Origin of the sequence: Streptomyces sp. NPDC053541 (assembly GCF_044544705.1) — a bacterium.
Lineage (GTDB): Bacteria > Actinomycetota > Actinomycetes > Streptomycetales > Streptomycetaceae > Streptomyces.
The window spans coordinates 139,324-161,040 of sequence record NZ_JBITXM010000004.1; the positions used below are offsets into that span (position 1 = coordinate 139,324).

A 21,717-nucleotide genomic window follows, 5' to 3' on the forward strand; every position below is an offset into this window, starting at 1 on the left:
TCACCCCACAGGTCTAAACCAATTGCCCGGAGGCTCTTGTCACCCGGGCATCTGCCTGATGAGCTATGACGCGGGACACACAGGCACATAGGACGCCCTGGGAAAGGGAGATGTCGTGAGCAACGAATCCTTGGCCAATCTGCTCAAGGAAGAGCGCCGCTTCGCGCCGCCCGCCGAGCTGGCCGCGCACGCCAATGTCACGGCGGAGGCGTACGAGCAGGCCAAGGCGGACAGGCTGGGCTTCTGGGCCGAGCAGGCCAAGCGGCTCAGCTGGGCCACCGCACCGACGGAGACCCTCGACTGGTCCAACCCGCCGTTCGCCAAGTGGTTCGCCGACGGCGAGCTCAACGTCGCGTACAACTGCGTGGACCGGCACGTCGAGGCCGGCCTCGGCGACCGGGTCGCCATCCACTTCGAGGGCGAACCGGGCGACAGCCGCTCCCTCACCTACGCCGAGCTCAAGGACGAGGTCTCGCGGGCCGCCAACGCCCTGACCGAGCTGGGCGTCCGCAAGGGCGACCGGGTCGCCGTCTACCTTCCGATGATCCCCGAGGCCGCGGTCACCATGCTGGCCTGCGCCCGGATCGGCGCCGCCCACTCGGTGGTCTTCGGCGGCTTCTCGGCCGACGCCGTCGCCTCCCGGATCCAGGACGCCGACGCCAAGCTGGTCGTCACCGCCGACGGCGGCTACCGCCGTGGCAAGCCGTCCGCGCTCAAGCCGGCCATCGACGAGGCGCTGACCAAGTGCCCGCAGGTGGAGCACGTCCTCGTGGTCCGCCGCACCGGCCAGGACACCGCCTTCACCGAGGGCCGCGACGTGTGGTGGGACGACATCGTCGCCCGCCAGTCCGCCGAGCACACCCCCGAGGCGTTCCCGGCCGAACACCCGCTCTTCATCCTCTACACCTCGGGCACCACGGGTAAGCCGAAGGGCATCCTGCACACCTCCGGCGGCTATCTGACCCAGGCCGCCTACACCCACCACGCCGTCTTCGACCTCAAGCCGGAGACCGACGTCTACTGGTGCACCGCCGACATCGGCTGGGTCACCGGCCACTCGTACATCGTCTACGGGCCGCTGGCCAACGGCGCGACGCAGGTCATGTACGAGGGCACCCCGGACACCCCGCACCAGGGCCGGTTCTGGGAGATCGTGCAGAAGTACGGCGTCACCATCCTCTACACGGCGCCGACCGCGATCCGCACGTTCATGAAGTGGGGCGACGACATCCCCGCGAAGTTCGACCTGTCGTCGCTGCGCGTCCTCGGCTCGGTCGGCGAGCCGATCAACCCCGAGGCGTGGGTCTGGTACCGCAAGCACATCGGCGCCGACCGCTGCCCGATCGTGGACACCTGGTGGCAGACCGAGACCGGCGCGATGATGATCTCGCCGCTGCCCGGCGTCACCGAGACCAAGCCGGGCTCCGCGCAGCGCCCGCTGCCCGGCATCTCCGCCACCGTCGTCGACGACGAGGCGAACGAGGTGCCGAACGGGGGTGGCGGCTACCTGGTCCTCACCGAGCCGTGGCCGTCGATGCTCCGCACCATCTGGGGCGACGACCAGCGCTTCATCGACACCTACTGGTCCCGCTTCGAGGGCACGTACTTCGCGGGCGACGGCGCCAAGAAGGACGACGACGGCGACATCTGGCTGCTCGGCCGGGTCGACGACGTCATGCTCGTCTCGGGCCACAACATCTCCACCACCGAGGTCGAGTCCGCGCTGGTCTCCCACCCCTCCGTGGCCGAGGCCGCCGTGGTCGGCGCCGCCGACGAGACGACCGGCCAGGCCATCGTCGCCTTCGTCATCCTGCGCGGCACGGCCAGCGAGGACGAGGGCCTCGTCACCGACCTGCGCAACCACGTCGGCGCGACCCTCGGCCCGATCGCCAAGCCCAAGCGGATCCTGCCGGTGGCCGAGCTGCCCAAGACCCGCTCCGGCAAGATCATGCGCCGGCTGCTCCGCGACGTCGCCGAGAACCGCGAGCTGGGCGACGTCACGACCCTGACGGACTCCTCGGTCATGGACCTCATCCAGACCAAGCTGCCGGCCGCGCCGAGCGAGGACTGATCCGACAGAACCGCAGGTGAGCGCCCGTCCCGAAGCATCCGGGGCGGGCGCTTCCGCATGCCGGCGCGGTTGTCCACAGGGCGTTGTCCACAGGGGGTGCCGGTGTCCGCCTATGCACCTAAAGTGAAGATCACCGGACACCACCGGGCACCTTTAGGTAAAGTAAGGATCGCGTCAGTGACGCGAGAAGAACATCTGGGTGCGCCGGGAAGTCTGGTCGGCATGTGCTAAGCCCTGCCCACCGACCGGAGGTTCTCACCGTGCCCGCGTCCGCGCCCCCGCCCACCGACCGCAGGTTCCTCGGCCGCCTCTCGCTGCCCGAGCGCCGCTTCCTCACCGACGCGCTGCGCACCGAGACCGTCGGCGGTGTGCTGCTCCTGGTCGCCGCGGTCGCCGCGCTCCTGTGGGCCAACACCCCGCTGAAGGACAGCTACACGGCCGTACAGGACTTCCACCTGGGGCCGGCCGCCCTCGGACTCGACCTGTCCGTGCAGCACTGGGCCGCGGACGGGCTGCTCGCGATCTTCTTCTTCGTGGCCGGCATCGAGCTCAAGCGAGAGCTCGTCGCGGGCGAGCTGCGCGACCCCAAGGCCGCCGCGCTCCCCGTCATCGCCGCGATATGCGGCATGGCGGTGCCCGCCCTGGTCTACACCCTGGTCAACGTCACCGGCGGCGGCAGCGGCGACGGCTGGGCCGTGCCCACCGCCACCGACATCGCCTTCGCGCTCGCCGTCCTCGCCGTGATCGGCACCTCGCTGCCCTCGGCGCTGCGGGCCTTCCTGCTCACCCTCGCCGTCGTGGACGACCTCCTCGCGATCATCATCATCGCGGTCTTCTTCACCAGCGACCTCAACTTCGCCGCCCTCGGCGGCGCCTTCGCCGGTCTCGTCGTCTTCTGGCTGCTGCTGCGCAAGGGCGTCCGCGGCTGGTACGTGTACGTGCCGCTGGCCCTGGTCATCTGGGGCCTGATGTACAACAGCGGCGTCCACGCCACCATCGCGGGCGTCGCCATGGGCCTGATGCTGCGCTGCACCACCCTCGAGGGCGAGGAACACTCCCCCGGCGAGCACATCGAGCACCTCGTCCGGCCGCTGTCCGCCGGGCTCGCCGTGCCGCTGTTCGCCCTGTTCTCCGCCGGCGTCACCGTCTCCGGCAAGAGCCTCGGCGAGGTGTTCACCGAGCCCGTCACCCTCGGCGTGGTCCTCGGACTCGTCGTCGGCAAGGCGGTCGGCATCTTCGGCGGCACCTGGCTGACCGCCCGCTTCACCCGGGCGGAGCTCAACCCCGACCTTGCCTGGCCGGACGTCTTCGCCGTCTCCGCGCTCGCCGGCATCGGCTTCACCGTCTCGCTGCTCATCGGCGAGCTGGCCTTCGAGGACGACCCGGCGCAGACCAGCCAGGTGAAGGCCGCGGTCCTGGCCGGCTCCCTGATAGCCGCCATGTTCGCCTCCGTCCTGCTGAAGCTGCGGGTCCGCACGTACCAGGCGCTGGTCGTGGAGGAGGAGCGCGACGACGACCAGGACGGCATCCCGGACGTCTACGAGGAGCACACCCCCGAATACCACCTGCGGATGGCCGCGATCTACGAGCGGAAGGCCGCCGAACACCGACAGCGCGCCCAACTGGCGGGGGCATCGCGCGCAGAGGGCGACCGTCCGGCATGATCTGAGGGCAGACGAAACAGGAGAAGAGGGAGCAGCCATGAGCGACCCGTTCGACGGAACCGAGCGCAGCCTCGGCCAGCTGGTCGCCTCGGCGACCGCCGAGATGTCCGCCCTGGTGCACGACGAGATCGCCCTCGCGAAGGCCGAGATCCGCCAGGACGTGAAGCGCGGCGGCATGGGCGCGATCCTCGGCATCGGCGCCCTGGTGGTGCTGCTGTTCTCGCTCCCGATGCTGAGCTTCGCGCTCGCCTACGCCATCAACACCTGGACCGGCGGGCACAACGGCAACGGCGGCTGGAACCTGGTCTGGTGCTTCCTGCTGTCCTTCGCCTTCAACGTGCTGCTCGCGGGCCTGCTCGGGGCCGTCGCGGTCGCCAAGTTCAAGAAGGTCAAGAAGCCGGAGAAGACCATCGACTCCGCCAAGCGGACCGCGGCGATCATGCAGAACGTCAAGCCGCACCCGCGAACGGTGGAGGCCGACGCGGCCCGGATCGCCCTGGAGAAGGGCGCGACTGTGGCACGCTCGTCCGCATGACCGTCCCTGAGAGCAGCAGCGCCAACGGCGGGAGCCCCGTCCGCATCGACGGACCGTGGACCCACCGCGACGTGGCGGCCAACGGCGCCCGTTTCCACATCGCCGAGATGGGCGACGGCCCCTTGGTGCTGCTGCTGCACGGCTTCCCGCAGTTCTGGTGGACCTGGCGGCACCAGCTGCCCGCGCTCGCCGAGGCCGGTTTCCGGGCCGTGGCCATGGACCTGCGGGGCGTCGGCGGCAGCGACCGCACACCGCGCGGTTACGACCCAGCCAACCTGGCCCTCGACATCACCGGCGTGATCCGCTCGCTCGGCGAGCCGGACGCCGCCCTCGTCGGACACGACCTGGGTGGCTACCTCGCCTGGACGGCCGCCGTGATGCGCCCCAAGCTGGTGCGCCGGCTCGCCGTGTCCTCGATGCCGCACCCCCGCCGCTGGCGCTCCGCGATGCTCTCCGACTTCGCACAGACCCGCGCCGGTTCCTACGTGTGGGGCTTCCAGCGCCCGTGGCTGCCGGAGCGTCAGCTCGTCGCCGACGAGGCGGCGCTCGTGGGCCGGCTCATCCAGGACTGGTCCGGGCCCAACCCGCGGACGACGGACGACGAGGAGGAGGCCCTCGCGGTCTACCGCCGGGCCATGTGCATCCCGTCGACCGCGCACTGCTCCATCGAGCCGTACCGCTGGATGGTGCGCTCGCTGGCCCGCCCGGACGGCGTCCAGTTCAACCGGCGCATGAAGCGGCCGGTACGGGTGCCCACGCTGCACCTGCACGGTTCGCTCGACCCCGTGATGCGGACCCGTAGCGCGGCCGGCTCCGGGGAGTACGTGGAGGCGCCCTACCGCTGGCGGCTCTTCGACGGCCTCGGGCACTTCCCCCACGAGGAGGACCCGGTGGCGTTCACCACCGAGCTCGTCAACTGGCTGAAGGACCCCGAGCCCGACCGCTGAGCCGCGGCGGCGCACGGGCGTCCGTCGAACTGCCATGTGCCTCGCGCATACTCCAATTGGCGGCCCCCGGGGCGGTTACCGACCTTGGGCCCCGGGCAGACGTCCGGGTATGGGCTGGACGCACGACTACAGTGACACAGCACGCGACCGCCGCTCGATCGGCGGCTCCGGGGCCCCGGAGCGGGGCGGCGGCACGCAGGACCAGGGCCATCCGCACCCGGCGGGGACCGTGGGGATCTCGCGCATCCTCCGCCGCCGGGCCCGCTGGATGTCGGCCCGGCTGCGCCACGCTCGTACCTAAGCCGCCGCACCGCCGTCCCGCCGCGCTGCCGCGCTGCCGCGCACCGGGACGGCGCGGTGACACCCCCTACAGGGCGCAGCCCTGGCTGTCGACCTGCTGGGCGGCCGAGCGGCCGCGGAGGATGTCGTCGCGGATCTCGTCGACCGTCAGCGCGTAACCCGTGTTGGCGTCGTCCAGGGAGCGGGCGAAGATGACGCCGTACACCTTGCCGTCGGCGGTCAGCAGCGGTCCGCCGGAGTTGCCCTGACGGACCGTCGCGTACAGCGAGTACACGTCCCTGCGCACCTCGCCGCGGTGGTAGATGTCGGGGCCCTCGGCGGCGATCCGGCCGCGGACGCGCGCCGAACGCACGTCGTAGGCGCCGTTCTCGGGGAAGCCGGCGACGATCGCGTTGTCGCCGCTGCGGGCGTCCTGGTCGGCGAACTCCAGCGGGCGGGCCTTGAGATCGGGCACGTCGAGGACGGCGATGTCGCGCTTCCAGTCGTAGAGGACGACCTTGGCGTCGTGGAGCCTGCCCTCGCCGCCGATCTGGACGGTCGGCTCGTCGACCCCGCCGACGACGTGGGCGTTGGTCATGACCCGGCGGTCGGCGAAGACGAAGCCGGTGCCTTCGAGGACCTTGCCGCAGCTGGGTGCGGTGCCGACGACCTTGACGATGGAGTCCTGGGCGCGGGCGGCCACCGGGCTGCCGGCGAGCGCCGGGTCGGGCGGCAGCACCTCGGTGATGGGCTCGTTGGAGAAGGGGCTGAAGACCTGCGGGAAGCCGTTCTGGGCGAGCGCGGAGGTGAAGTCCGAGAACCAGCCCGGTGCCTGATCCGGCATCACCTGGTCGACCCCGAGCAGCACCCGGGAGCCGCGCACCTCCTTGCCCAGGGTGGGCATGGCCGTGCCGGCCAGGGCGGTGCCGATGAGCCAGGCGACCAGGAGCATCGCGACCACGTTGACCAGGGCGCCGCCGGTGGCGTCCAGAACGCGGGCGGGCGTCCAGGTGATGTGCCGGCGCAGCTTGCTGCCCAGGTGGGTGGTGAAGGCCTGGCCGACCGAGGCACAGATGATCACGACCATCACGAAGATCACCGTGGCGGTGGTGGTGACCTCGCTGTGGTCGGTGAGCTGGTTCCAGAGCACCGGCAGCAGCAGAACGGCGACCAGGCCGCCGCCGAGGAAGCCGATCACCGAGAGGATGCCCACGACGAACCCCTGGCGATAACCGATGATCGCGAACCAGACGGCGGCGAGCAGCAACAGGATGTCCAGCACGTTCACCGTCAATAGCCTCGCAGATTCGTCATCGGTCGCCCCGGGGCCAGCCTGTCATGCCCTCCAGTCGAGCGGGACCCGCTTCGACCGGTCCCAGGGGCGCTCCCAGCCTGCGAAGTGCAGGATGCGGTCGATCACACCCGCGGTAAAACCCCAGACCAGGGCCGATTCGACGAGGAATGCGGGGCCTTCGTGGCCGAGCGGGTGGACGGCGAGGGCTCGGTTCGCGGGGTCCGTGAGATCCGCCACGGGGACGGTGAAGACCCGGGCGGTCTCGGCGGGGTCGACGACCCCGACCGGGCTGGGGACCCGCCACCAGCCGAGGACGGGCGTGACGACGAATCCGCTCACCGGGATGTAGAGGCGGGGCAGCACCCCGAACAGCTGGACACCGGCCGGGTCCAGGCCGGTCTCCTCGCGGGCCTCGCGCAGCGCGGCCCGCAGCAGCCCGCCCTCCGCCGGATCGCCGTCCTCGGGGTCGAGGGCGCCACCCGGGAAGGAGGGCTGGCCCGCGTGCGAGCGGAGGCTGCCGGAGCGCTCCATCAGCAGCAGCTCCGGGCCGCGCGTGCCCTCGCCGAAGAGGACGAGCACGGCGGACTGCCGCCCCGCGCCGTCCTCGGGCGGCAGGAAGCGGCTCAGTTGCTCCGGCGCGACCGTGCGGGCGGCGTGGTCGACCGGCGCCAGCCAGTCGGGCAGCCCCGCCCGGCTGAGCAGGCCGCCCGAGCCCTGGACGTCTTCACCCGTGCGCGTCATCGGCACCCCCGTCTCATCCCGTGTTGCTCAACGCGGTCGGCCTTCCGGTTCGTTCCCGGCTCAGGAGTCGGCGCCCAGCGGCGGCGCGGGCCGGCCCGGGTAGTCGGGCGGCGGGTTGAGCCGCTGGCCCGGGAAGCCGCCCTTCTCGTACTTGAGGAGCTTGCGCGCCTTCTCGGGATCGGTCTCGCCCTCGCCGTACGAGGGGCAGAGGTGGGTGATCGGGCAGGCACCGCACGCGGGCCGCCGGGCGTGGCAGATGCGGCGCCCGTGGAAGATCACCCGGTGCGAGAGCATCGTCCAGTCGCTCTTCGGGAAGATCCCGGCGACCTCGGCCTCGATCTTCACCGGGTCGTCGGACTCGGTCCACTTCCAGCGCCGGGCCAGCCGCATGAAGTGGGTGTCGACGGTGATGCCGGGCACCCCGAAGGCGTTGCCGAGGACGACGAAGGCCGTCTTCCTGCCGACGCCGGGCAGCTTGACCAGGTCTTCGAGCCGGCCGGGCACCTCGCCGCCGAAGTCGTCCCGGAGGGCGGTGGCGAGCCCCATGATCGACTTGGTCTTGGCGCGGAAGAAGCCGGTGGGCCGGATCAGCTCCTCGACTTCCTCGGGCACGGCCGCGGCCAGGTCCTCGGGGGTCGGGTACCTCGCGAAGAGGGCCGGCGTGGTCTGGTTGACCCGCAGGTCCGTGGTCTGGGCGGAGAGGACCGTGGCGACGAGCAGCTCGAAGGGGTTGCGGAAGTCGAGCTCGGGATGGGCGTACGGGTAGACCTCGGCCAGCTCCCGGTTGATCTTCCGGGCCCGCCGCACCATGGCGAGGTGCGACTCCGGCTTGGCCGGCTTCACGGAACCGGTCTTCCTCGCCGCGGCCTTCTTCGCGGCGGGCTTCACGGTGGTCTTCGTGAGGGTCTCCTCCGTGGCCCTTTTCCCGCCGGTCCGCCTCGCCGCGACCTTCTTCGCGGCGGGCTTCACCGGAGCCGTCCCACCCGTCTCGGCATCGGCCGGTTTGTCGGGTCCTGCCGGCCCGCTCCGGGGGCTTTTCATCGCATTCGTCTGTTTCGACGCGCCGCGTTCGCCCACAGCGGAATTGTCTTCGTCCCGCACTCTTCCAGCCCCCTTGGCCTGTGCTCTCACCGGCGAGTTGGACACCCGGCCAGCCTAGGGGCCGCCACCGACATCCGCCCCGCGTGCCCCCGATCACGACCCAATCGGGCCCCTGACGTACGGAAAGGCGGTCCGGTGCGTCAAACTTGTTGTGATTGATCGCACTGAGGTCGACATAGGAGAGAACTCGTGGACGACGTTCTGCGGCGCGCCCCGCTGTTCGCGGCGCTCGACGACGAGCAGGCCGCTGAGCTGCGCGCCTCGATGAGTGAGGCGACGCTGGCCCGAGGCGACGCACTCTTCCACGAGGGCGACCCGGGCGACCGGCTCTACGTGGTCACCGAGGGCAAGGTGAAGCTGCACCGCACCTCGCCCGACGGCCGCGAGAACATGCTGGCCGTGCTCGGCCCCGGCGAGCTGATCGGCGAGCTGTCCCTGTTCGACCCGGGCCCGCGCACCGCCACCGCGACCGCGCTGACCGAGGTCAAGCTGCTCGGCCTCGGCCACGGCGACCTCCAGCCCTGGCTGAACGCCCGGCCCGAGGTGGCCAGCGCCCTGCTGCGCGCCGTCGCCCGCCGCCTGCGCAAGACCAACGACCAGATGTCCGACCTGGTCTTCTCCGACGTGCCCGGCCGTGTCGCCCGGGCGCTCCTCGACCTGTCGCGCCGCTTCGGCGTGCAGTCGGAGGAGGGCATCCACGTCGTCCACGACCTCACCCAGGAGGAGCTGGCCCAGCTGGTCGGCGCCTCCCGCGAGACGGTCAACAAGGCGCTCGCCGACTTCGCCCAGCGCGGCTGGCTGCGCCTGGAGGCCCGCGCCGTGATCCTGCTGGACGTGGAGCGCCTCGCGAAGCGCTCGCGCTGAGCAGCACCCCGTACGTACGGGAAAGGGGCCGCCCGGTTCGCCCGGGCGGCCCCTTCCGCGTCCGCGGGACGGGTGATCAGCGCTTCGTACCGTCCACGATCAGCGGATTCGAGCCGCCGCCGCCGCACGGCACCGCGTAGACCGGGTTCTTCGCCGCGGCCTCCTTGTAGGCGTCGATGCACTGGTTCATCAGGACCTTGTCGGTCAGCGAGTCGTTGAGGATCTTGTTGGCGCGGGCGATGCCCTCCGCCTCGATGCGGCGCCGGTCGGCCTCCGCCTTGGCCGTACGGGAGGCCTCCAGGGCCCGCTCGGTGGCCTGCTGCTGCTGGATCTTGCGGTCGATCTGGTCCTGCAGGGCCTGCGAGGGCTTCACGTTGCGCAGGTTCACGGTCGTGACGTCGATGCCGCGCGGGGCCAGCCGCTCCTTGATGAGCCCGGCGATCTCCGCGTTGATCTTCTCGCGGTCCGAGGCGTACCCCTGCTCGCTGGTGTAGCGGGCGAAGACGTTCCGCACGATCTCGCGGCTGTCCGGGTAGACCAGGCGCTGCTGGATGGCGTCCTCGCTGCCGGCCAGCTTGTACAGCTCGACCGCCTTGGACGGGTGGACCGCCCACTTCACGGTGACCTCGGCGTACATCACGCCGCCCTGCGAGGAGCGGACCTCGACCACGTCCTTGTCGGAGAGGTTGAGGTCGACGGGCCGGGTGGAGAAGGTGGTGACGTTCGTGAACGGCGACTTCAGGTGCATGCCGGAGGTCATCGGCGTACCGACCTTGCCGAAGGCGACCGGGACGCCGACCTCGTACGCGCTGATGACGTAGGTCATGCTCACGATCAGCGAGAAGACGGCGGCGAGCAGGGCGCCGACGGCGCCGAGCTTCAGGCCGCGGGTGTCGTTGACACGGCCGACGATGTAGAGCACCACCGCCGTGATGACCAGCAGGATGGCTATGACGAACACGGGCTTCCCCCCGAGAGCTACGGCCAGATGTAAGCGGAGCGTAAGACACACGGGGAGGCCGGAAGGTTCCGGGGCCGGGGCGTGAGTCCCAGGGCCTGGGCTCGGATCAGGCCCGGGACCCGGGACCCGTGGCTCGGGGCCCCGGGCTCGGATCAGGCCCGGGCCGGCGGGGACCAGACCCGGCCCCACCGCTCGGATCAGGCCCGGGACCCCGGGCTCGGATCAGGTCCGGGGCCCGGGGCTCAGATCAGGCCGTGCTCCTTCAGATAGTCCAGCTGCGCCCGTACGGAGAGCTCGGCGGCCGGCCAGAGGGAGCGGTCGACGTCCGCGTAGACGTGGGCCACGACCTCGGGGGCGGTCCGCAGACCGTTCTCGACGGCCGTCTCGACCTGGGCGAGCCGGCTGGCGCGGTGGGCGAGGTAGAACTCCACGGCGCCCTGCGCGTCCTCCAGGACCGGCCCGTGCCCGGGCAGCACGGTCCGCACCCCGTCGTCGAGCGTGAGCGAGCGCAGCCGCCGCAGCGACTCCAGGTACTGGCCGAGCCGCCCGTCCGGGTGGGCCACGATCGTCGTGCCGCGGCCCAGGATCGTGTCGCCGGTCAGCACCGCCCGGTCGGCCGGGAGGTGGAAGGAGAGCGAGTCGGAGGTGTGGCCGGGGGTCGGGACGACCCGGAGTTCGAGCCCGCCCGTGGTGATCACGTCGCCCTCCGCCAGGCCCTCGTCCCCGAGCCGGAGCGCCGGGTCGAGGGCCCGCACCTTGGTGCGGGTCAGCTCGGCGAAGCGGGCCGCGCCCTCGGCGTGGTCGGGGTGCCCGTGGGTGAGCAGGGTGAGCCCGATCCGCTTGCCGAGCCCCTCGGCGGTGGCGACGACACGGCGCAGGTGCCCCTCGTCGAGCGGCCCGGGGTCGATGACGACGGCGAGGTCGGAGTCCGGCTCGGCGACGATCCAGGTGTTGGTGCCGTCCAGGGTCATCGCGGACGGGTTCGGCGCGAGGACGTTGACGGCGCGGGCGGTCGCGGGCCCGGAGACGACGGCCCCGCGCGGCTGTCCGGGGAGGGTGTGGGCGTCGCTCATATCGTGCCTCCTTCCCCCGCTGCGGGCCCGTCAGGCGTGGCGTCCTCGGTGGCCGGACGGGCGGCGGTCGGGCCTGCCGTGGTGGCCGGTCCTGCCGCGGTGGCCGGTCCCGCCGTGGCCGGACGGGCGGCGGTGGGGTCTGCGGGGGCCTCCCCGGTCGCGGGGACGTGCTTGGTGAACTCGTCGTGCCCCGGCCAGCTCAGGATCACCTCGTCCCCCTCCACGCGCGCCTGCGCGAGGACCGGGGCCATGTCCTGGTCCGCCGCCGCGGCCAGGGCAGCGGCGGCGGTGCCGTACGGAGCGAGGGCGCGGAGGGTCGAGATGGTCGGCGGCATCATCGTGAGCTCGCCGCGGTCGTAGCCGGCGGCGGCGTCGGCGGGCCGGATCCAGACGGTCCGGTCGGCCTCGGTGGAGGCGTTGCGGGTGCGCTGGCCGGCCGGGAGGGCGGCGACGAAGAACCAGGTGTCGTAACGCCGGGGCTCGAACTCCGGCGTGATCCAGCGCGCCCAGGCGCCGAGCAGGTCGGACCGCAGGACGAGCCCGCGCCGGTCGAGGAAGTCGGCGAAGGACAGCTCGCGGGCGACCAGCGCCGCGCGGTCCTTCTCCCAGTCCTCGCCGGTCGTGTCGCCGACGACCGTGTCCGGGGTCTCCCCGGCGAGCAGGACGCCCGCCTCCTCGTACGTCTCGCGCACGGCGGCGCAGACCACGGCCTGGGCCTGCGCGGGGTCGGCGAGGCCGAGGCGGGCCGCCCACTCCTCGCGGGCGGGGCCCGCCCAGCGCACCGGGTGCTCGTCGCGCGGGTCCACGCCGCCGCCGGGGTAGGCGTAGGCGCCGCCCGCGAAGGCCATGGAGGTGCGCCGGCGCAGCATGTGGACCAGCGGGCCGTCGGCGCCGTCCTTGAGGAGCAGCACGGTGGCGGCCCGCCGGGGCGTCGCGGGGACCAGCTCGCCGGCGGCGAGGGCGCGGATGAGTCCGGGCCACTCCGGTGGGTACCACTGTCCGTTCGGCCGGGCGCCGCTGCTCGGCTCGCTCGCCGGCGCGCCCGCCGGTCCGCTCGTCGGCACGTTCACCGGTCCGTTGGCCGGCCCGCTCGCCGTTCCGTTCGTCTCACCATTCGGCATGGCCGGATGCTATGCGCAAGCATCGGAATGCACGAGAGCCGATTCCTCCCGGGAGGGAGGAACCGGCTCCGCGACGGGGGCGGTGCGGGCCTCAGGCCTGCTCGAGCTCCACCTGGACCTCGACCTCGACCGGGGCGTCCAGCGGGAGGACCGTGACGCCGACGGCACTGCGCGCGTGCACGCCCTTGTCGCCGAGGACGGCGCCGAGCAGCTCGCTGGCCCCGTTGATGACGCCGGGCTGGCCGGTGAAGTCGGGGGCGGAGGCGACGAAGCCGACCACCTTCACGACACGCTTGATCCGGTCCAGGTCACCGGCGACCGACTTCACGGCCGCGAGCGCGTTGAGCGCGCAGGTGGCGGCGAGTTCCTTGGCCTCCTCGGCCGTGACCTCGGCGCCGACCTTGCCGGTCACCGGAAGCTTGCCGGCCACCATCGGGAGCTGGCCCGAGGTGTAGACGTACACGCCGGACTGCACGGCCGGCTGGTAGGCCGCGATCGGCGGGACGACCTCGGGCAGCGTCAGGCCCAGCTCGGCGATCTTCGCCTCGACGGCACCGGCCCCGCTCACGAGGACTTCTCCCGCTTCAGGTAGGCCACGAGCTGCTCGGGGTTGTTCGGGCCCGGCACGACCTGGACGAGCTCCCAGCCGTCCTCGCCCCAGGTGTCAAGAATCTGCTTCGTCGCGTGCACCAGCAGCGGCACAGTCGCGTACTCCCACTTGGTCATGAGCCGACTGTAGCCGCTGCGCGGGGGCACTCCGCCGAGGCGGTCCCCGGGAGGGGACCACCGGGTGATCCCCTAGGTGATCGGGCGGCAGGTTCGGGGGGCGCGTCCGGGGCGGCCCTTTGATTGGGGCGGGCCGGCAGTGGTTAGGCTCGAAGACGTGAGCAGGCTCCAGGTCGTCAGCGGCAAGGGCGGTACCGGTAAGACGACGGTCGCCGCCGCACTCGCGCTCGCCCTCGCCAGGGAGGGCAAGCGGACCCTCCTCGTCGAGGTGGAGGGCAGGCAGGGCATCGCGCAGCTCTTCGAGACGGAGGCGCTGCCGTACGAGGAGCGGAAGATCGCCGTCGCGCCGGGCGGCGGCGAGGTGTTCGCGCTGGCCATCGACGCCGAGCGGGCCCTCCTCGACTACCTCCAGATGTTCTACAAGCTGGGCAGTGCGGGCCGGGCCCTGAAGAAGCTGGGCGCGATCGACTTCGCGACGACGATAGCGCCGGGCGTGCGGGACGTGCTGCTGACGGGCAAGGCCTGCGAGGCGGTCCGCCGCCGCGAGAAGCACGGCGGCTTCACGTACGACTACGTGGTGATGGACGCCCCGCCGACCGGCCGCATCACCCGCTTCCTCAACGTCAACGACGAGGTGGCCGGACTGGCGAGGATCGGCCCGATACACAACCAGGCCCAGGCGATCATGCGCTTCCTGAAGTCCCCGGACACCGCGGTGCACCTGGTGACGCTCCTGGAGGAGATGCCGGTCCAGGAGACCGCGGACGGCATCGCCGAGCTGCGCGCCGCCGAACTGCCGGTGGGCCGCGTGGTGGTGAACATGGTGCGCCCGCACGTCCTCGACGAGGCGGCGGTACGGGCCGCCTCCGGCGCCCACCGCGAGGCCATCGCCGACACGCTGGCGTCCGTCGGCGTGAAGGGCGGCACGAGGCTGGTCGAGCCCCTGCTGGAGCAGGCGGCCGAGCACGCCCAGCGGGTGGAGCTGGAGCGGGCCCAGCGGGAGGCGCTGGACGCCATCGGCGTCCCGTCGTACGAACTGCCCTACCTGGGGGACGGGGCGGACATCGCCGGTCTGTACCGGCTGGCGAAGGAGCTGCGCGGACAAGGGGTGGGCGCGTGACGCAGGGCACGGCGGGGCGGTCGCCGAAGGCCGCCGCGGGCACGGGTGCGGGGCCGGGCACGGGCGCCGGCGACGAGGGGCTGGAGGTGGCGGCCCTCGGGGGCGGGGCTCCGGGCGGCGGTCTGGACGGCGTGGCGGTCCTGGACGTGGACCCGCTGCTCGACGACCCGAAGACGCGCATCGTGGTGTGCTGCGGCGCGGGCGGGGTCGGCAAGACGACGACGGCGGCGGCGCTCGGCGTGCGGGCGGCGGAGCGCGGCCGGCGGGTCGTCGTGCTCACCATCGACCCGGCGCGCCGGCTGGCCCAGTCGATGGGCATCGACTCGCTCGACAACGTGCCGCGCAAGGTGGAGGGCATCAAGGGCAGCGACGGCGGCGAGCTGCACGCGATGATGCTCGACATGAAGCGCACCTTCGACGAGATCGTCGAAGCGCACGCGGACGCCGACCGGGCCCGGGCGATCCTGGAGAACCCCTTCTACCAGTCCCTGTCGGCCGGTTTCGCCGGTACGCAGGAGTACATGGCGATGGAGAAGCTGGGCCAGCTCCGGGCCAAGGACGAGTGGGACCTGATCGTGGTCGACACGCCGCCGTCGCGGTCGGCGCTCGACTTCCTGGACGCGCCGAAGCGGCTCGGTTCCTTCCTGGACGGCACGTTCATCAAACTGCTGATGGCGCCCGCGAAGGTGGGCGGCCGGGCGGGGATGAAGTTCCTCAACGTCGGCATGTCGATGATGACCGGGACGCTCGGGAAGCTGCTGGGGGGTCAGTTCCTGAAGGACGTGCAGACCTTCGTGGCGGCGATGGACACCATGTTCGGCGGTTTCCGGACCCGCGCGGACGCCACGTACAAGCTGCTCCAGGCTCCGGGCACGGCCTTCCTCGTGGTCGCCACGCCGGAGCGGGACGCGCTGCGCGAGGCGGCGTATTTCGTGGAGCGGCTGGCCGCGGAGGAGATGCCGCTCGCCGGGATCGTCCTCAACCGGGTCCACGGCAGCGGTGCGTCCCGGCTCTCGGCCGAGCGGGCGCGGGCCGCCGCGGAAAATCTTGACGAGGGGCGCATTGTGGATCAGGGCGCCGGGAAACCTACTGGGCGTGGCTCCCGTGCCACCTCTCCCGAGCCGTCAGATCCCTCTGCGGACCCCACCGCAGACCTCGCCACCGCCGCCGCACGTCCCGAGTCCGAGGCTGCCCCCACAGCCGGAGCGGACCCGGATGCCCAAGCCGTCGACACGGATACGCCGTACCCGGACACGAACGTTCAGCGCCTGACCGCAGGACTGCTCCGTCTCCATGCCGAGCGGATGCAGGTGCTCGCGCGCGAGCAGCGCACGCGGGACCGTTTCACCGCGCTCCACCCGGAGGTGGCCGTCGCCGAAGTGGCCGCCCTGCCCGGCGATGTGCACGACCTCGACGGGCTGCGGGCCATCGGAGAGCGCCTCGCGGCAGGCCGCATGCCCTGAGGACGGGCACGCCCGACCGGCACGACGCCGTGTGGTGCGGTGTGCCGCGGGGCGGCAGGCCGTGGGCCCTGAGGCCCGTGCTGCCGGGGCCCGTGCTGTCCGGATGCCTGTGGCACCCGTAGGGCCCGCTGGGACTAGCCCACCGCCGCGTACGTCTCGTACGTCGCGTCGTCGTCCATCGCCACGGGAAGCAGGCCCGCTCCCCGCTCGTACTCGGTGCGCGCGGTCTCCAGAAGCCGGCGCCACGACGTGACGGTCGGCCGGCGGCGCAGCAGGGCGCGCCGTTCGCGCTCCGTCATGCCGCCCCACACGCCGAATTCCACGCGGTTGTCGAGGGCGTCGGCGAGACACTCGGTCCGCACCGGACACCCGGTGCACACCGCCTTCGCCCTGTTCTGCGCCGCGCCCTGCACGAAAAGTTCATCCGGATCGGTAGTGCGGCAGGCCGCCTGCGCACTCCAGTCAGCTACCCAGCCCATACCGGCGCCGTCCTCTCCCGAATCGAGGCTCCCCCACGGCGGTAGCGGCATATTCACCGCTGCCAGTTGGGACGTTACGGAAGGTGGGGACAGCGCAACACCCCCTTCGGGCCCAATCTTGAATGGCCCGAACGGACTATGCGTGCCCGGCAGATCACCCAGGGGAGTGACGCCAGGACATGCCGCATCTAACGGACATGAGCCGGATTCAGGCACGAAGCCACCGCGCTTCGGGGACGCGGGAATTCCTGCCGACGCCACGCACGGGTCTTGATGCGGGACCTCACTGCTGTGACAGTTGGGAGCAGCTTAGGCCAAGGCATATACGTGTGTCCGGCGAATGGGAACGTCGGCCCTTCGCGTTGCGGTGCGCCCGGCCGCGGACGGTCGACGGCTTCGCGGCCCCGGCGCGGCCCACGGGCCTCGGCCGGTCCGGGAGCCCGGGCGGCTGGGGCAGGCCCCGCCGTGGGCGGATGTCACGGTCTGGTACTCGAACGCTCCGAGAAGGACCCGCTCCATCGGTTCGCACATCACTACGGATTAGGCTGCCCTCCATGGCAAAGAAGCGCTCGGGCGGAGGTCTGACCGGGACCCAGCAGGCCGCCAAGTTCCTCGGGGTCAGTGTGCTCTCCGGAGCCGTGCTGGCGGGCATCGCCCTGCCCGCGGCCGGGGCGCTGGGACTGGCGGCCAAGGGCACGGTCGAGGGGTTCGACGAAATCCCGTCCAACCTGAAGACACCGCCGCTGAGTCAGCGCACCACGATCCTCGACTCAGAGGGCGGCCACATCGCCACCGTGTACTCGCGCGACCGGAAGGTCGTGCCGATCGACAAGATCTCCCCGTACATGCAGAAGGCGATCGTCGCGATCGAGGACTCGCGGTTCTACGAGCACGGCGCGATCGACCTCAAGGGCGTGCTGCGCGCGATCAACCGCAACGCGCAGTCGGGCGGGGTCGCGCAGGGCGCGTCCACGCTCACCCAGCAGTACGTGAAGAACGTCTTCGTCGAGGAGGCCGGTGACGACCCCGAGAAGGTCGCCCAGGCCACCCAGCAGACCATGGGCCGCAAGGTGCGCGAGCTGAAGTTCGCCATCCAGGTCGAGGAGGAGCTCGGCAAGAAGAAGATCCTGGAGAACTACCTCAACATCACGTTCTTCGGGCAGCAGGCGTACGGCATCGAGGCCGCCTCGCAGCGCTACTTCTCCAAGCCCGCCGCCGACCTCACCCTCCCCGAGGCCGCGATGATGGCCGGCCTGGTCCAGTCGCCGAGCCGCTACGACCCGGTCAACGACATCCAGGAGGCGACCAAGCGGCGCAACGTCGTCCTCCAGCGCATGGCCGACGTCAAGGACATCAGCCAGGCCGAGGCCGACAAGGCGAAGGCCACGCCGATCAAGCTGAAGGTGAAGGCGCCGAAGAACGGCTGCATCACCGCCGTCGACGGCGCCGGCTTCTTCTGCGACTACGTCCGCAAGACGATCCTCAGCAACCCCGTCTTCGGCAAGACCGCCGAGGAGCGCCAGAAGCTGTGGAACCTGGGCGGTCTGACCATCCGGACCACCCTCTCGCCGCGCGCCCAGGAGGCAGCGAACGAGGCCGCCATCGCCAAGGTCGACAAGGACGACCCGGTCGCCGCCGCGGTGGTCCAGGTCCAGCCCGGCACCGGCAAGATCCTCTCGATGGGTCAGTCCCGCCCGTACGGCCTCGACCAGAAGCTGCACCAGACGACCCTCAACCTCTCCGTCGGCAAGAAGATGGGCGGCACCACCTACGGCTTCCAGGTCGGTTCGACCTTCAAGCCGATCACGGCCGCCGCCGCGCTGGAGAAGGGCCTCAGCCCGGCGCAGAGCTTCGACGACCCGACGGAGATCACCCTCTCGGAGCGGGACTACACCCGCTGCGACGGAAAGCCCTCCGGCTACGCCGACTGGAAGGTCGGCAACGAGCTCACGTCGGAAAAGGGCATGTACGACATGACCAGCGCGCTGGGCAAGTCGATCAACACGTACTTCGCCCGTCTCGAGCAGATGGCCGGCCTCTGCGAGACGCTGACGATGGCGAAGAAGGTCGGCTACGAGCGCGAGCTGGGCAAGCCGATCATCCAGAGCCCCTCCGCGACCCTCGGCGCGGTCGAGAGCACCCCGCTCGACATGGCCTCGGTCTACGCGACCTTCGCCAACCGCGGCGTCTACTGCACCCCGATCGCCATCGAGTCGATCAAGACGGCGAACGGCGAGAAGCTCAAGGTCCCGCAGACCGAGTGCTCCAGGGCGATGACCGAGCGCACGGCGGACACGATCAACCAGATGCTGAAGGGCGTCGTCGAGGACGGCACCGGCACCAAGGCCGGCCTCAGCGACCGCGACAACGCGGGCAAGACGGGTACGACCAACGACCGCAAGGACGCCTGGTTCGTCGGCTACACGCCGAACCTGTCCACGGCGGTGTGGGTCGGCGACGACATCGGCGAGAAGAAGTCGATGTACGACATCACCATCGGCGGCCAGTACTACGACAAGGTCTGCGGTGGCTGCCTCCCCGGCCCGATCTGGCGGATCGCGATGACCGGCGCCCTGAACGCCGGCGAGACCCCCGGCTTCGTCCCGATCAACGTCCCGCGCGGCACGAAGCCGGAGGACAAGGACAAGGACAAGCAGAAGCCGGGCGACGACAACAAGCCGGGCGGCCCGAACCCCGGCACCACCCTGCCGGGCGGGATCGTCCTCCCGCCGGACCTGATCGGCGGCACGTCCGGCAAGCCCGGCCACGGCCGCGGCAACGGCTAGCCGGCCGGCAGCCCCTCTCGTACGCATGAGGGCGCCCCTCCCGAACGGTTCGGGAGGGGCGCCCTCATGCGTACGTGGGTACACGGACGGGACGGCTTCGCGCCGGTCGGCCCAGGAGTCGTGGAGCGGGCGGCGGGCCCGCGCGCCACGGCGAGGGGCGCCTCGCTCGGCGAGCGTCGGCCCGACGAGCGTCGAGCGTCCGCGGGACCGTCCGTGAAGACGGTCCGCGAGGCCAGCCCGCGAGGACGGACCGCGAGGTCAGCCCGCGAGCAGCTTCTTCACGGCGGCGGCCACTCGGCCGCCCTCCGCCTGACCGGCCACCTTCGGGTTCACGATCTTCATGACGGCGCCCATCGCGCGCGGCCCCTCGGCGCCCGCGGCCCTCGCCTCCTCGACGGCGGCGGCCACCACGGCCTCCAGCTCCTCGTCGCTCAGCTGCTTCGGCAGGTACGCGTCGAGAACCTCGCCCTCGGCCAGCTCACGCGCGGCCGAATCGGCGCGGCCGCCCTGCGTGAAGGCCTCCGCGGCCTCGCGGCGCTTCTTCGCCTCCTTGGCGATCACCTTCTGCACCTCGTCGTCGGAGAGCTCGCGCTTGGTCTTGCCCGCGACCTCCTCCTTCGTGATGGCGGCGATGGTCATCCGCAGCGTGGAGGAGCGCAGCTCGTCGCGTCCCTTGATCGCGGCGTTGAGGTCGTCCTGGAGCTTGGCCTTCAGCGTGGTCATGGGGTCAAGTGTGGCAGGTGCCCGGCCCCGACCGCCCGCTCATTTCGGCCCAGCGGGTCTGCGACGATATGGGGATGCGCGCACGGTACGGGATCCCCCTGAAGATCACGGCAGGCCTCACGGCGACGGCGGCGGCCGGCCTCGTCTACGCGGCGGGCTTCGAAGCCCGCTCCTTCCGACTGCGCCGGGTGACCATCCCGGTGCTCCCCCGGGGCATGCGCGACCTGCGGGTCCTCCAGGTCTCCGACATCCACATGGTCTGCGGCCAGCGCAAGAAGCGCGCCTGGCTCCAGTCGCTCGCCGGGCTGCGCCCCGACTTCGTCGTGAACACCGGCGACAACCTCTCCGACACCGAGGCGGTGCCGGAGGTGCTGGACGCGCTGGGGCCGCTGATGGAGTTCCCCGGCGTGTACGTCTTCGGCTCCAACGACTACTACGGGCCGCGGCTGCGCAACCCCGCCCTCTACCTGAAGGAGAAGGTGCAGGGCCGGCACGGGCTCAACGGCAACCCGCCGGTCGTCGGCGCCGTCCACAACCCCTGGGAGGGCCTGCGGGACGCCTTCGACGCGGCGGGCTGGGTGAACCTCACCAACAGCCGGGGCCGGCTCAAGCTGCCCGGCCTGGACCTCGCCTTCACCGGCGTCGACGACCCGCACATCAAGCGGGACCGGTACGAGCGGGTGGCCGGCGGCCCCGACCGGGACGCCGACTTCTCGGTGGGCGTCGTGCACGCGCCGTACCTGCGGGCCCTGGACGCCTTCACCGCCGACGGCTACGAGCTGCTGCTCGCCGGCCACACCCACGGCGGGCAGCTGTGCATCCCCTTCTACGGGGCCCTGGTCACCAACTGCGACCTCGACACCGACCGCGTGAAGGGCCTCTCCACGCACACGGCCGGCGGACACACCTCCTACCTGCACGTCTCGGCCGGCTGCGGCACCAACCGCTACACCCCGGTCCGCTTCGCCTGCCCGCCCGAGGCGACCCTGCTCACCCTGACCGCCCGCGCCTGAGCCGTGTGAGCGGCCGTACGGGAGGGGGCACCGGCGCGTACGGTGCCCCCATGGCGTACGTGACCTCACTCCTGCGCGGGCTGATCGCCCTGGCGGCCCTCACCGGCATCGTGATCGAGTGCGTCGAGGGCAGCCCCCTCGTCGTCTTCTCCTTCTTCACGATCTGGTCGAACACGGCCGTCGCCGTCGTCCTCGGCCTGGGCGCCGTCCGCGCCTGGCGGCGGCTCCCGCCGGTGGCACCACTGTGGACGGGCGGAGTGCTGCTCTGCATCTCCGTGGTGGGACTCGTCTTCCACCTGGTCCTGGACAACCCGGCGAGCCAGTTCAACCAGGCCGCCGAGATCGCCCGCCTCACCGGAGCCCGGGCCGTCGCCAACCAGCTCCTGCACACGGTCACCCCGCTCGGCGTCGCCCTCGACTGGCTGCTCCTCACCCGCCCGGGCGCGCTCCGCTGGCGCCACGCCGCCCAGTGGCTCGCCGCCCCCGGCGCCTACCTGGCCTTCGCCCTGATCCGCGGCGCCCTCCTCGCCCCGGACACCCCCACCCGCTACACATACCCCTTCCTCGACGTCCCCGCCCACGGCTACACCGGCGTCCTCACCAACGCCGCGGTGCTCGCCCTGGCCTTCTACGCCCTGGGCCTCGCCCTGGTCACGGTGGACCGCTTCCGACCTGCGGTGGCGGGCCGCGAAAACCGGATTTCGTCTCTGGGCGCGGGTGGGCTAAAGTAATCGATGTCGCCGCGAGTGAAGAACA

At 71.6% G+C, this 21,717-nt stretch carries 20 protein-coding genes; 10 read left to right on the plus strand and 10 right to left on the minus strand.

Annotation, left to right across the window (positions count from 1 at the left end; translation table 11 throughout):
• Positions 1 to 115: 115 nt before the first annotated feature.
• The 4 genes from acs to ACIGW2_RS11175 all read left to right on the plus strand — a co-directional run bounded on the left by acs (position 116) and on the right by ACIGW2_RS11175 (position 5,217).
• A complete protein-coding gene (gene acs / locus ACIGW2_RS11160) occupies positions 116 to 2,071 on the plus strand; it encodes an acetate--CoA ligase (protein WP_399842887.1) in 1,956 nt (651 codons plus the stop codon).
• 260 nt (positions 2,072 to 2,331) lie between these two features.
• The gene (nhaA, locus tag ACIGW2_RS11165) at positions 2,332 to 3,735 is read left to right on the plus strand and encodes a Na+/H+ antiporter NhaA (protein WP_399842889.1); all 1,404 of its coding nucleotides are present in this window, start codon (positions 2,332 to 2,334) and stop codon (positions 3,733 to 3,735) included.
• Positions 3,736 to 3,772: 37 nt separating this feature from the next.
• Positions 3,773 to 4,270, plus strand: coding sequence for a phage holin family protein (locus ACIGW2_RS11170; protein ID WP_399842891.1), 498 nt, complete (start codon positions 3,773 to 3,775; stop codon positions 4,268 to 4,270).
• Positions 4,267 to 5,217, plus strand: a complete 951-nt coding sequence (locus ACIGW2_RS11175; protein ID WP_391654195.1) for an alpha/beta fold hydrolase — start codon at positions 4,267 to 4,269, stop codon at positions 5,215 to 5,217. Before ACIGW2_RS11170 ends, ACIGW2_RS11175 begins: the two co-directional genes overlap by 4 nt.
• A gap of 367 nt (positions 5,218 to 5,584) precedes the next feature.
• Here ACIGW2_RS11175 and ACIGW2_RS11180 read toward each other — a convergent pair whose 3' ends face one another.
• The 3 genes from ACIGW2_RS11180 to nth are packed head-to-tail and all read right to left on the minus strand — an operon-like array spanning position 5,585 to position 8,572.
• Positions 5,585 to 6,784, minus strand: coding sequence for a MarP family serine protease (locus ACIGW2_RS11180; protein ID WP_391654193.1), 1,200 nt, complete (start codon positions 6,782 to 6,784; stop codon positions 5,585 to 5,587).
• Between the two features lie 48 nt (positions 6,785 to 6,832).
• Positions 6,833 to 7,531, minus strand: a complete 699-nt coding sequence (locus tag ACIGW2_RS11185; RefSeq protein ID WP_399842895.1) for an NUDIX hydrolase — start codon at positions 7,529 to 7,531, stop codon at positions 6,833 to 6,835.
• Between the two features lie 60 nt (positions 7,532 to 7,591).
• Positions 7,592 to 8,572: an endonuclease III gene (gene nth, locus ACIGW2_RS11190; protein WP_391654191.1), complete on the minus strand. Its 981-nt coding sequence runs from the start codon at positions 8,570 to 8,572 to the stop codon at positions 7,592 to 7,594.
• 249 nt (positions 8,573 to 8,821) lie between these two features.
• On the opposite strand from nth, the gene ACIGW2_RS11195 reads away from it, so the two are divergent.
• Positions 8,822 to 9,496, plus strand: a complete 675-nt coding sequence (locus ACIGW2_RS11195; RefSeq protein ID WP_046910193.1) for a Crp/Fnr family transcriptional regulator — start codon at positions 8,822 to 8,824, stop codon at positions 9,494 to 9,496.
• Positions 9,497 to 9,572: 76 nt separating this feature from the next.
• Here ACIGW2_RS11195 and ACIGW2_RS11200 read toward each other — a convergent pair whose 3' ends face one another.
• From ACIGW2_RS11200 to ACIGW2_RS11220, 5 genes are all read right to left on the minus strand, one after another.
• Entirely contained in the window at positions 9,573 to 10,457 is an 885-nt protein-coding gene (locus ACIGW2_RS11200) for a prohibitin family protein (protein ID WP_391654190.1), read from the minus strand.
• Between the two features lie 242 nt (positions 10,458 to 10,699).
• Positions 10,700 to 11,530 carry an MBL fold metallo-hydrolase gene (locus ACIGW2_RS11205; RefSeq protein WP_361584989.1) on the minus strand — a complete coding sequence of 277 codons (831 nt, stop codon included), beginning with the start codon at positions 11,528 to 11,530 and terminating at the stop codon, positions 10,700 to 10,702.
• Complete coding sequence (locus ACIGW2_RS11210) at positions 11,527 to 12,651, minus strand: NUDIX hydrolase (protein WP_399842897.1); 1,125 nt, start codon at positions 12,649 to 12,651, stop codon at positions 11,527 to 11,529. The genes ACIGW2_RS11205 and ACIGW2_RS11210 overlap by 4 nt, the downstream gene beginning before the upstream one ends.
• 91 nt (positions 12,652 to 12,742) lie before the next feature.
• Positions 12,743 to 13,219 carry a RidA family protein gene (locus tag ACIGW2_RS11215; protein WP_356067605.1) on the minus strand — a complete coding sequence of 159 codons (477 nt, stop codon included), beginning with the start codon at positions 13,217 to 13,219 and terminating at the stop codon, positions 12,743 to 12,745.
• Positions 13,216 to 13,377 carry a DUF4177 domain-containing protein gene (locus ACIGW2_RS11220; protein ID WP_005314434.1) on the minus strand — a complete coding sequence of 54 codons (162 nt, stop codon included), beginning with the start codon at positions 13,375 to 13,377 and terminating at the stop codon, positions 13,216 to 13,218. The genes ACIGW2_RS11215 and ACIGW2_RS11220 overlap by 4 nt, the downstream gene beginning before the upstream one ends.
• A 157-nt stretch (positions 13,378 to 13,534) precedes the next feature.
• Here ACIGW2_RS11220 and ACIGW2_RS11225 point away from each other — a divergent pair, with 157 nt between their 5' ends.
• Together ACIGW2_RS11225 and ACIGW2_RS11230 are read left to right on the plus strand one after the other, a co-directional pair.
• Complete coding sequence (locus tag ACIGW2_RS11225; protein ID WP_399842899.1) at positions 13,535 to 14,497, plus strand: ArsA family ATPase; 963 nt, start codon at positions 13,535 to 13,537, stop codon at positions 14,495 to 14,497.
• Between the two features lie 86 nt (positions 14,498 to 14,583).
• Positions 14,584 to 15,960 (plus strand): ArsA family ATPase, encoded by a 1,377-nt coding sequence (locus tag ACIGW2_RS11230; RefSeq protein ID WP_399843512.1) that lies wholly within the window; start codon positions 14,584 to 14,586, stop codon positions 15,958 to 15,960.
• A 134-nt stretch (positions 15,961 to 16,094) separates the two neighbouring features.
• Here the strand turns inward: ACIGW2_RS11230 and ACIGW2_RS11235 are convergent, their stop codons facing one another.
• A complete protein-coding gene (locus ACIGW2_RS11235) occupies positions 16,095 to 16,439 on the minus strand; it encodes a WhiB family transcriptional regulator (protein WP_046910200.1) in 345 nt (114 codons plus the stop codon).
• Positions 16,440 to 16,993: 554 nt separating this feature from the next.
• On the opposite strand from ACIGW2_RS11235, the gene ACIGW2_RS11240 reads away from it, so the two are divergent.
• Positions 16,994 to 19,225, plus strand: coding sequence for a transglycosylase domain-containing protein (locus ACIGW2_RS11240; protein WP_361584981.1), 2,232 nt, complete (start codon positions 16,994 to 16,996; stop codon positions 19,223 to 19,225).
• Positions 19,226 to 19,483: 258 nt separating this feature from the next.
• Here the strand turns inward: ACIGW2_RS11240 and ACIGW2_RS11245 are convergent, their stop codons facing one another.
• On the minus strand, positions 19,484 to 19,948 hold the full coding sequence (locus ACIGW2_RS11245) for a GatB/YqeY domain-containing protein (RefSeq protein ID WP_361584978.1): 465 nt from the start codon (positions 19,946 to 19,948) through the stop codon (positions 19,484 to 19,486).
• Positions 19,949 to 20,022: 74 nt separating this feature from the next.
• On the opposite strand from ACIGW2_RS11245, the gene ACIGW2_RS11250 reads away from it, so the two are divergent.
• Both ACIGW2_RS11250 and ACIGW2_RS11255 read left to right on the plus strand, forming a co-directional pair.
• Positions 20,023 to 20,961, plus strand: coding sequence for a metallophosphoesterase (locus ACIGW2_RS11250; RefSeq protein ID WP_399842903.1), 939 nt, complete (start codon positions 20,023 to 20,025; stop codon positions 20,959 to 20,961).
• A 50-nt stretch (positions 20,962 to 21,011) separates the two neighbouring features.
• Complete coding sequence (locus ACIGW2_RS11255; protein ID WP_361584973.1) at positions 21,012 to 21,692, plus strand: Pr6Pr family membrane protein; 681 nt, start codon at positions 21,012 to 21,014, stop codon at positions 21,690 to 21,692.
• Positions 21,693 to 21,717: the final 25 nt, after the last annotated feature.

Bases quoted from the DNA above. Each gene is read 5' to 3' on its own strand.
- ACIGW2_RS11170 (WP_399842891.1), top strand. From the start codon at position 3,773: ATGAGCGACCCGTTCGACGGAACCGAGCGCAGCCTCGGCCAGCTGGTC.
- ACIGW2_RS11175 (WP_391654195.1), top strand. From the start codon at position 4,267: ATGACCGTCCCTGAGAGCAGCAGCGCCAACGGCGGGAGCCCCGTCCGC.
- ACIGW2_RS11185 (WP_399842895.1), bottom strand. From the start codon at position 7,531: ATGACGCGCACGGGTGAAGACGTCCAGGGCTCGGGCGGCCTGCTCAGC.
- nth (WP_391654191.1), bottom strand. From the start codon at position 8,572: ATGAAAAGCCCCCGGAGCGGGCCGGCAGGACCCGACAAACCGGCCGAT.
- ACIGW2_RS11205 (WP_361584989.1), bottom strand. From the start codon at position 11,530: ATGAGCGACGCCCACACCCTCCCCGGACAGCCGCGCGGGGCCGTCGTC.
- ACIGW2_RS11210 (WP_399842897.1), bottom strand. From the start codon at position 12,651: ATGCCGAATGGTGAGACGAACGGAACGGCGAGCGGGCCGGCCAACGGA.
- ACIGW2_RS11220 (WP_005314434.1), bottom strand. From the start codon at position 13,377: ATGACCAAGTGGGAGTACGCGACTGTGCCGCTGCTGGTGCACGCGACG.
- ACIGW2_RS11235 (WP_046910200.1), bottom strand. From the start codon at position 16,439: ATGGGCTGGGTAGCTGACTGGAGTGCGCAGGCGGCCTGCCGCACTACC.
- ACIGW2_RS11240 (WP_361584981.1), top strand. From the start codon at position 16,994: ATGGCAAAGAAGCGCTCGGGCGGAGGTCTGACCGGGACCCAGCAGGCC.
- ACIGW2_RS11245 (WP_361584978.1), bottom strand. From the start codon at position 19,948: ATGACCACGCTGAAGGCCAAGCTCCAGGACGACCTCAACGCCGCGATC.
- ACIGW2_RS11250 (WP_399842903.1), top strand. From the start codon at position 20,023: ATGCGCGCACGGTACGGGATCCCCCTGAAGATCACGGCAGGCCTCACG.
- ACIGW2_RS11255 (WP_361584973.1), top strand. From the start codon at position 21,012: ATGGCGTACGTGACCTCACTCCTGCGCGGGCTGATCGCCCTGGCGGCC.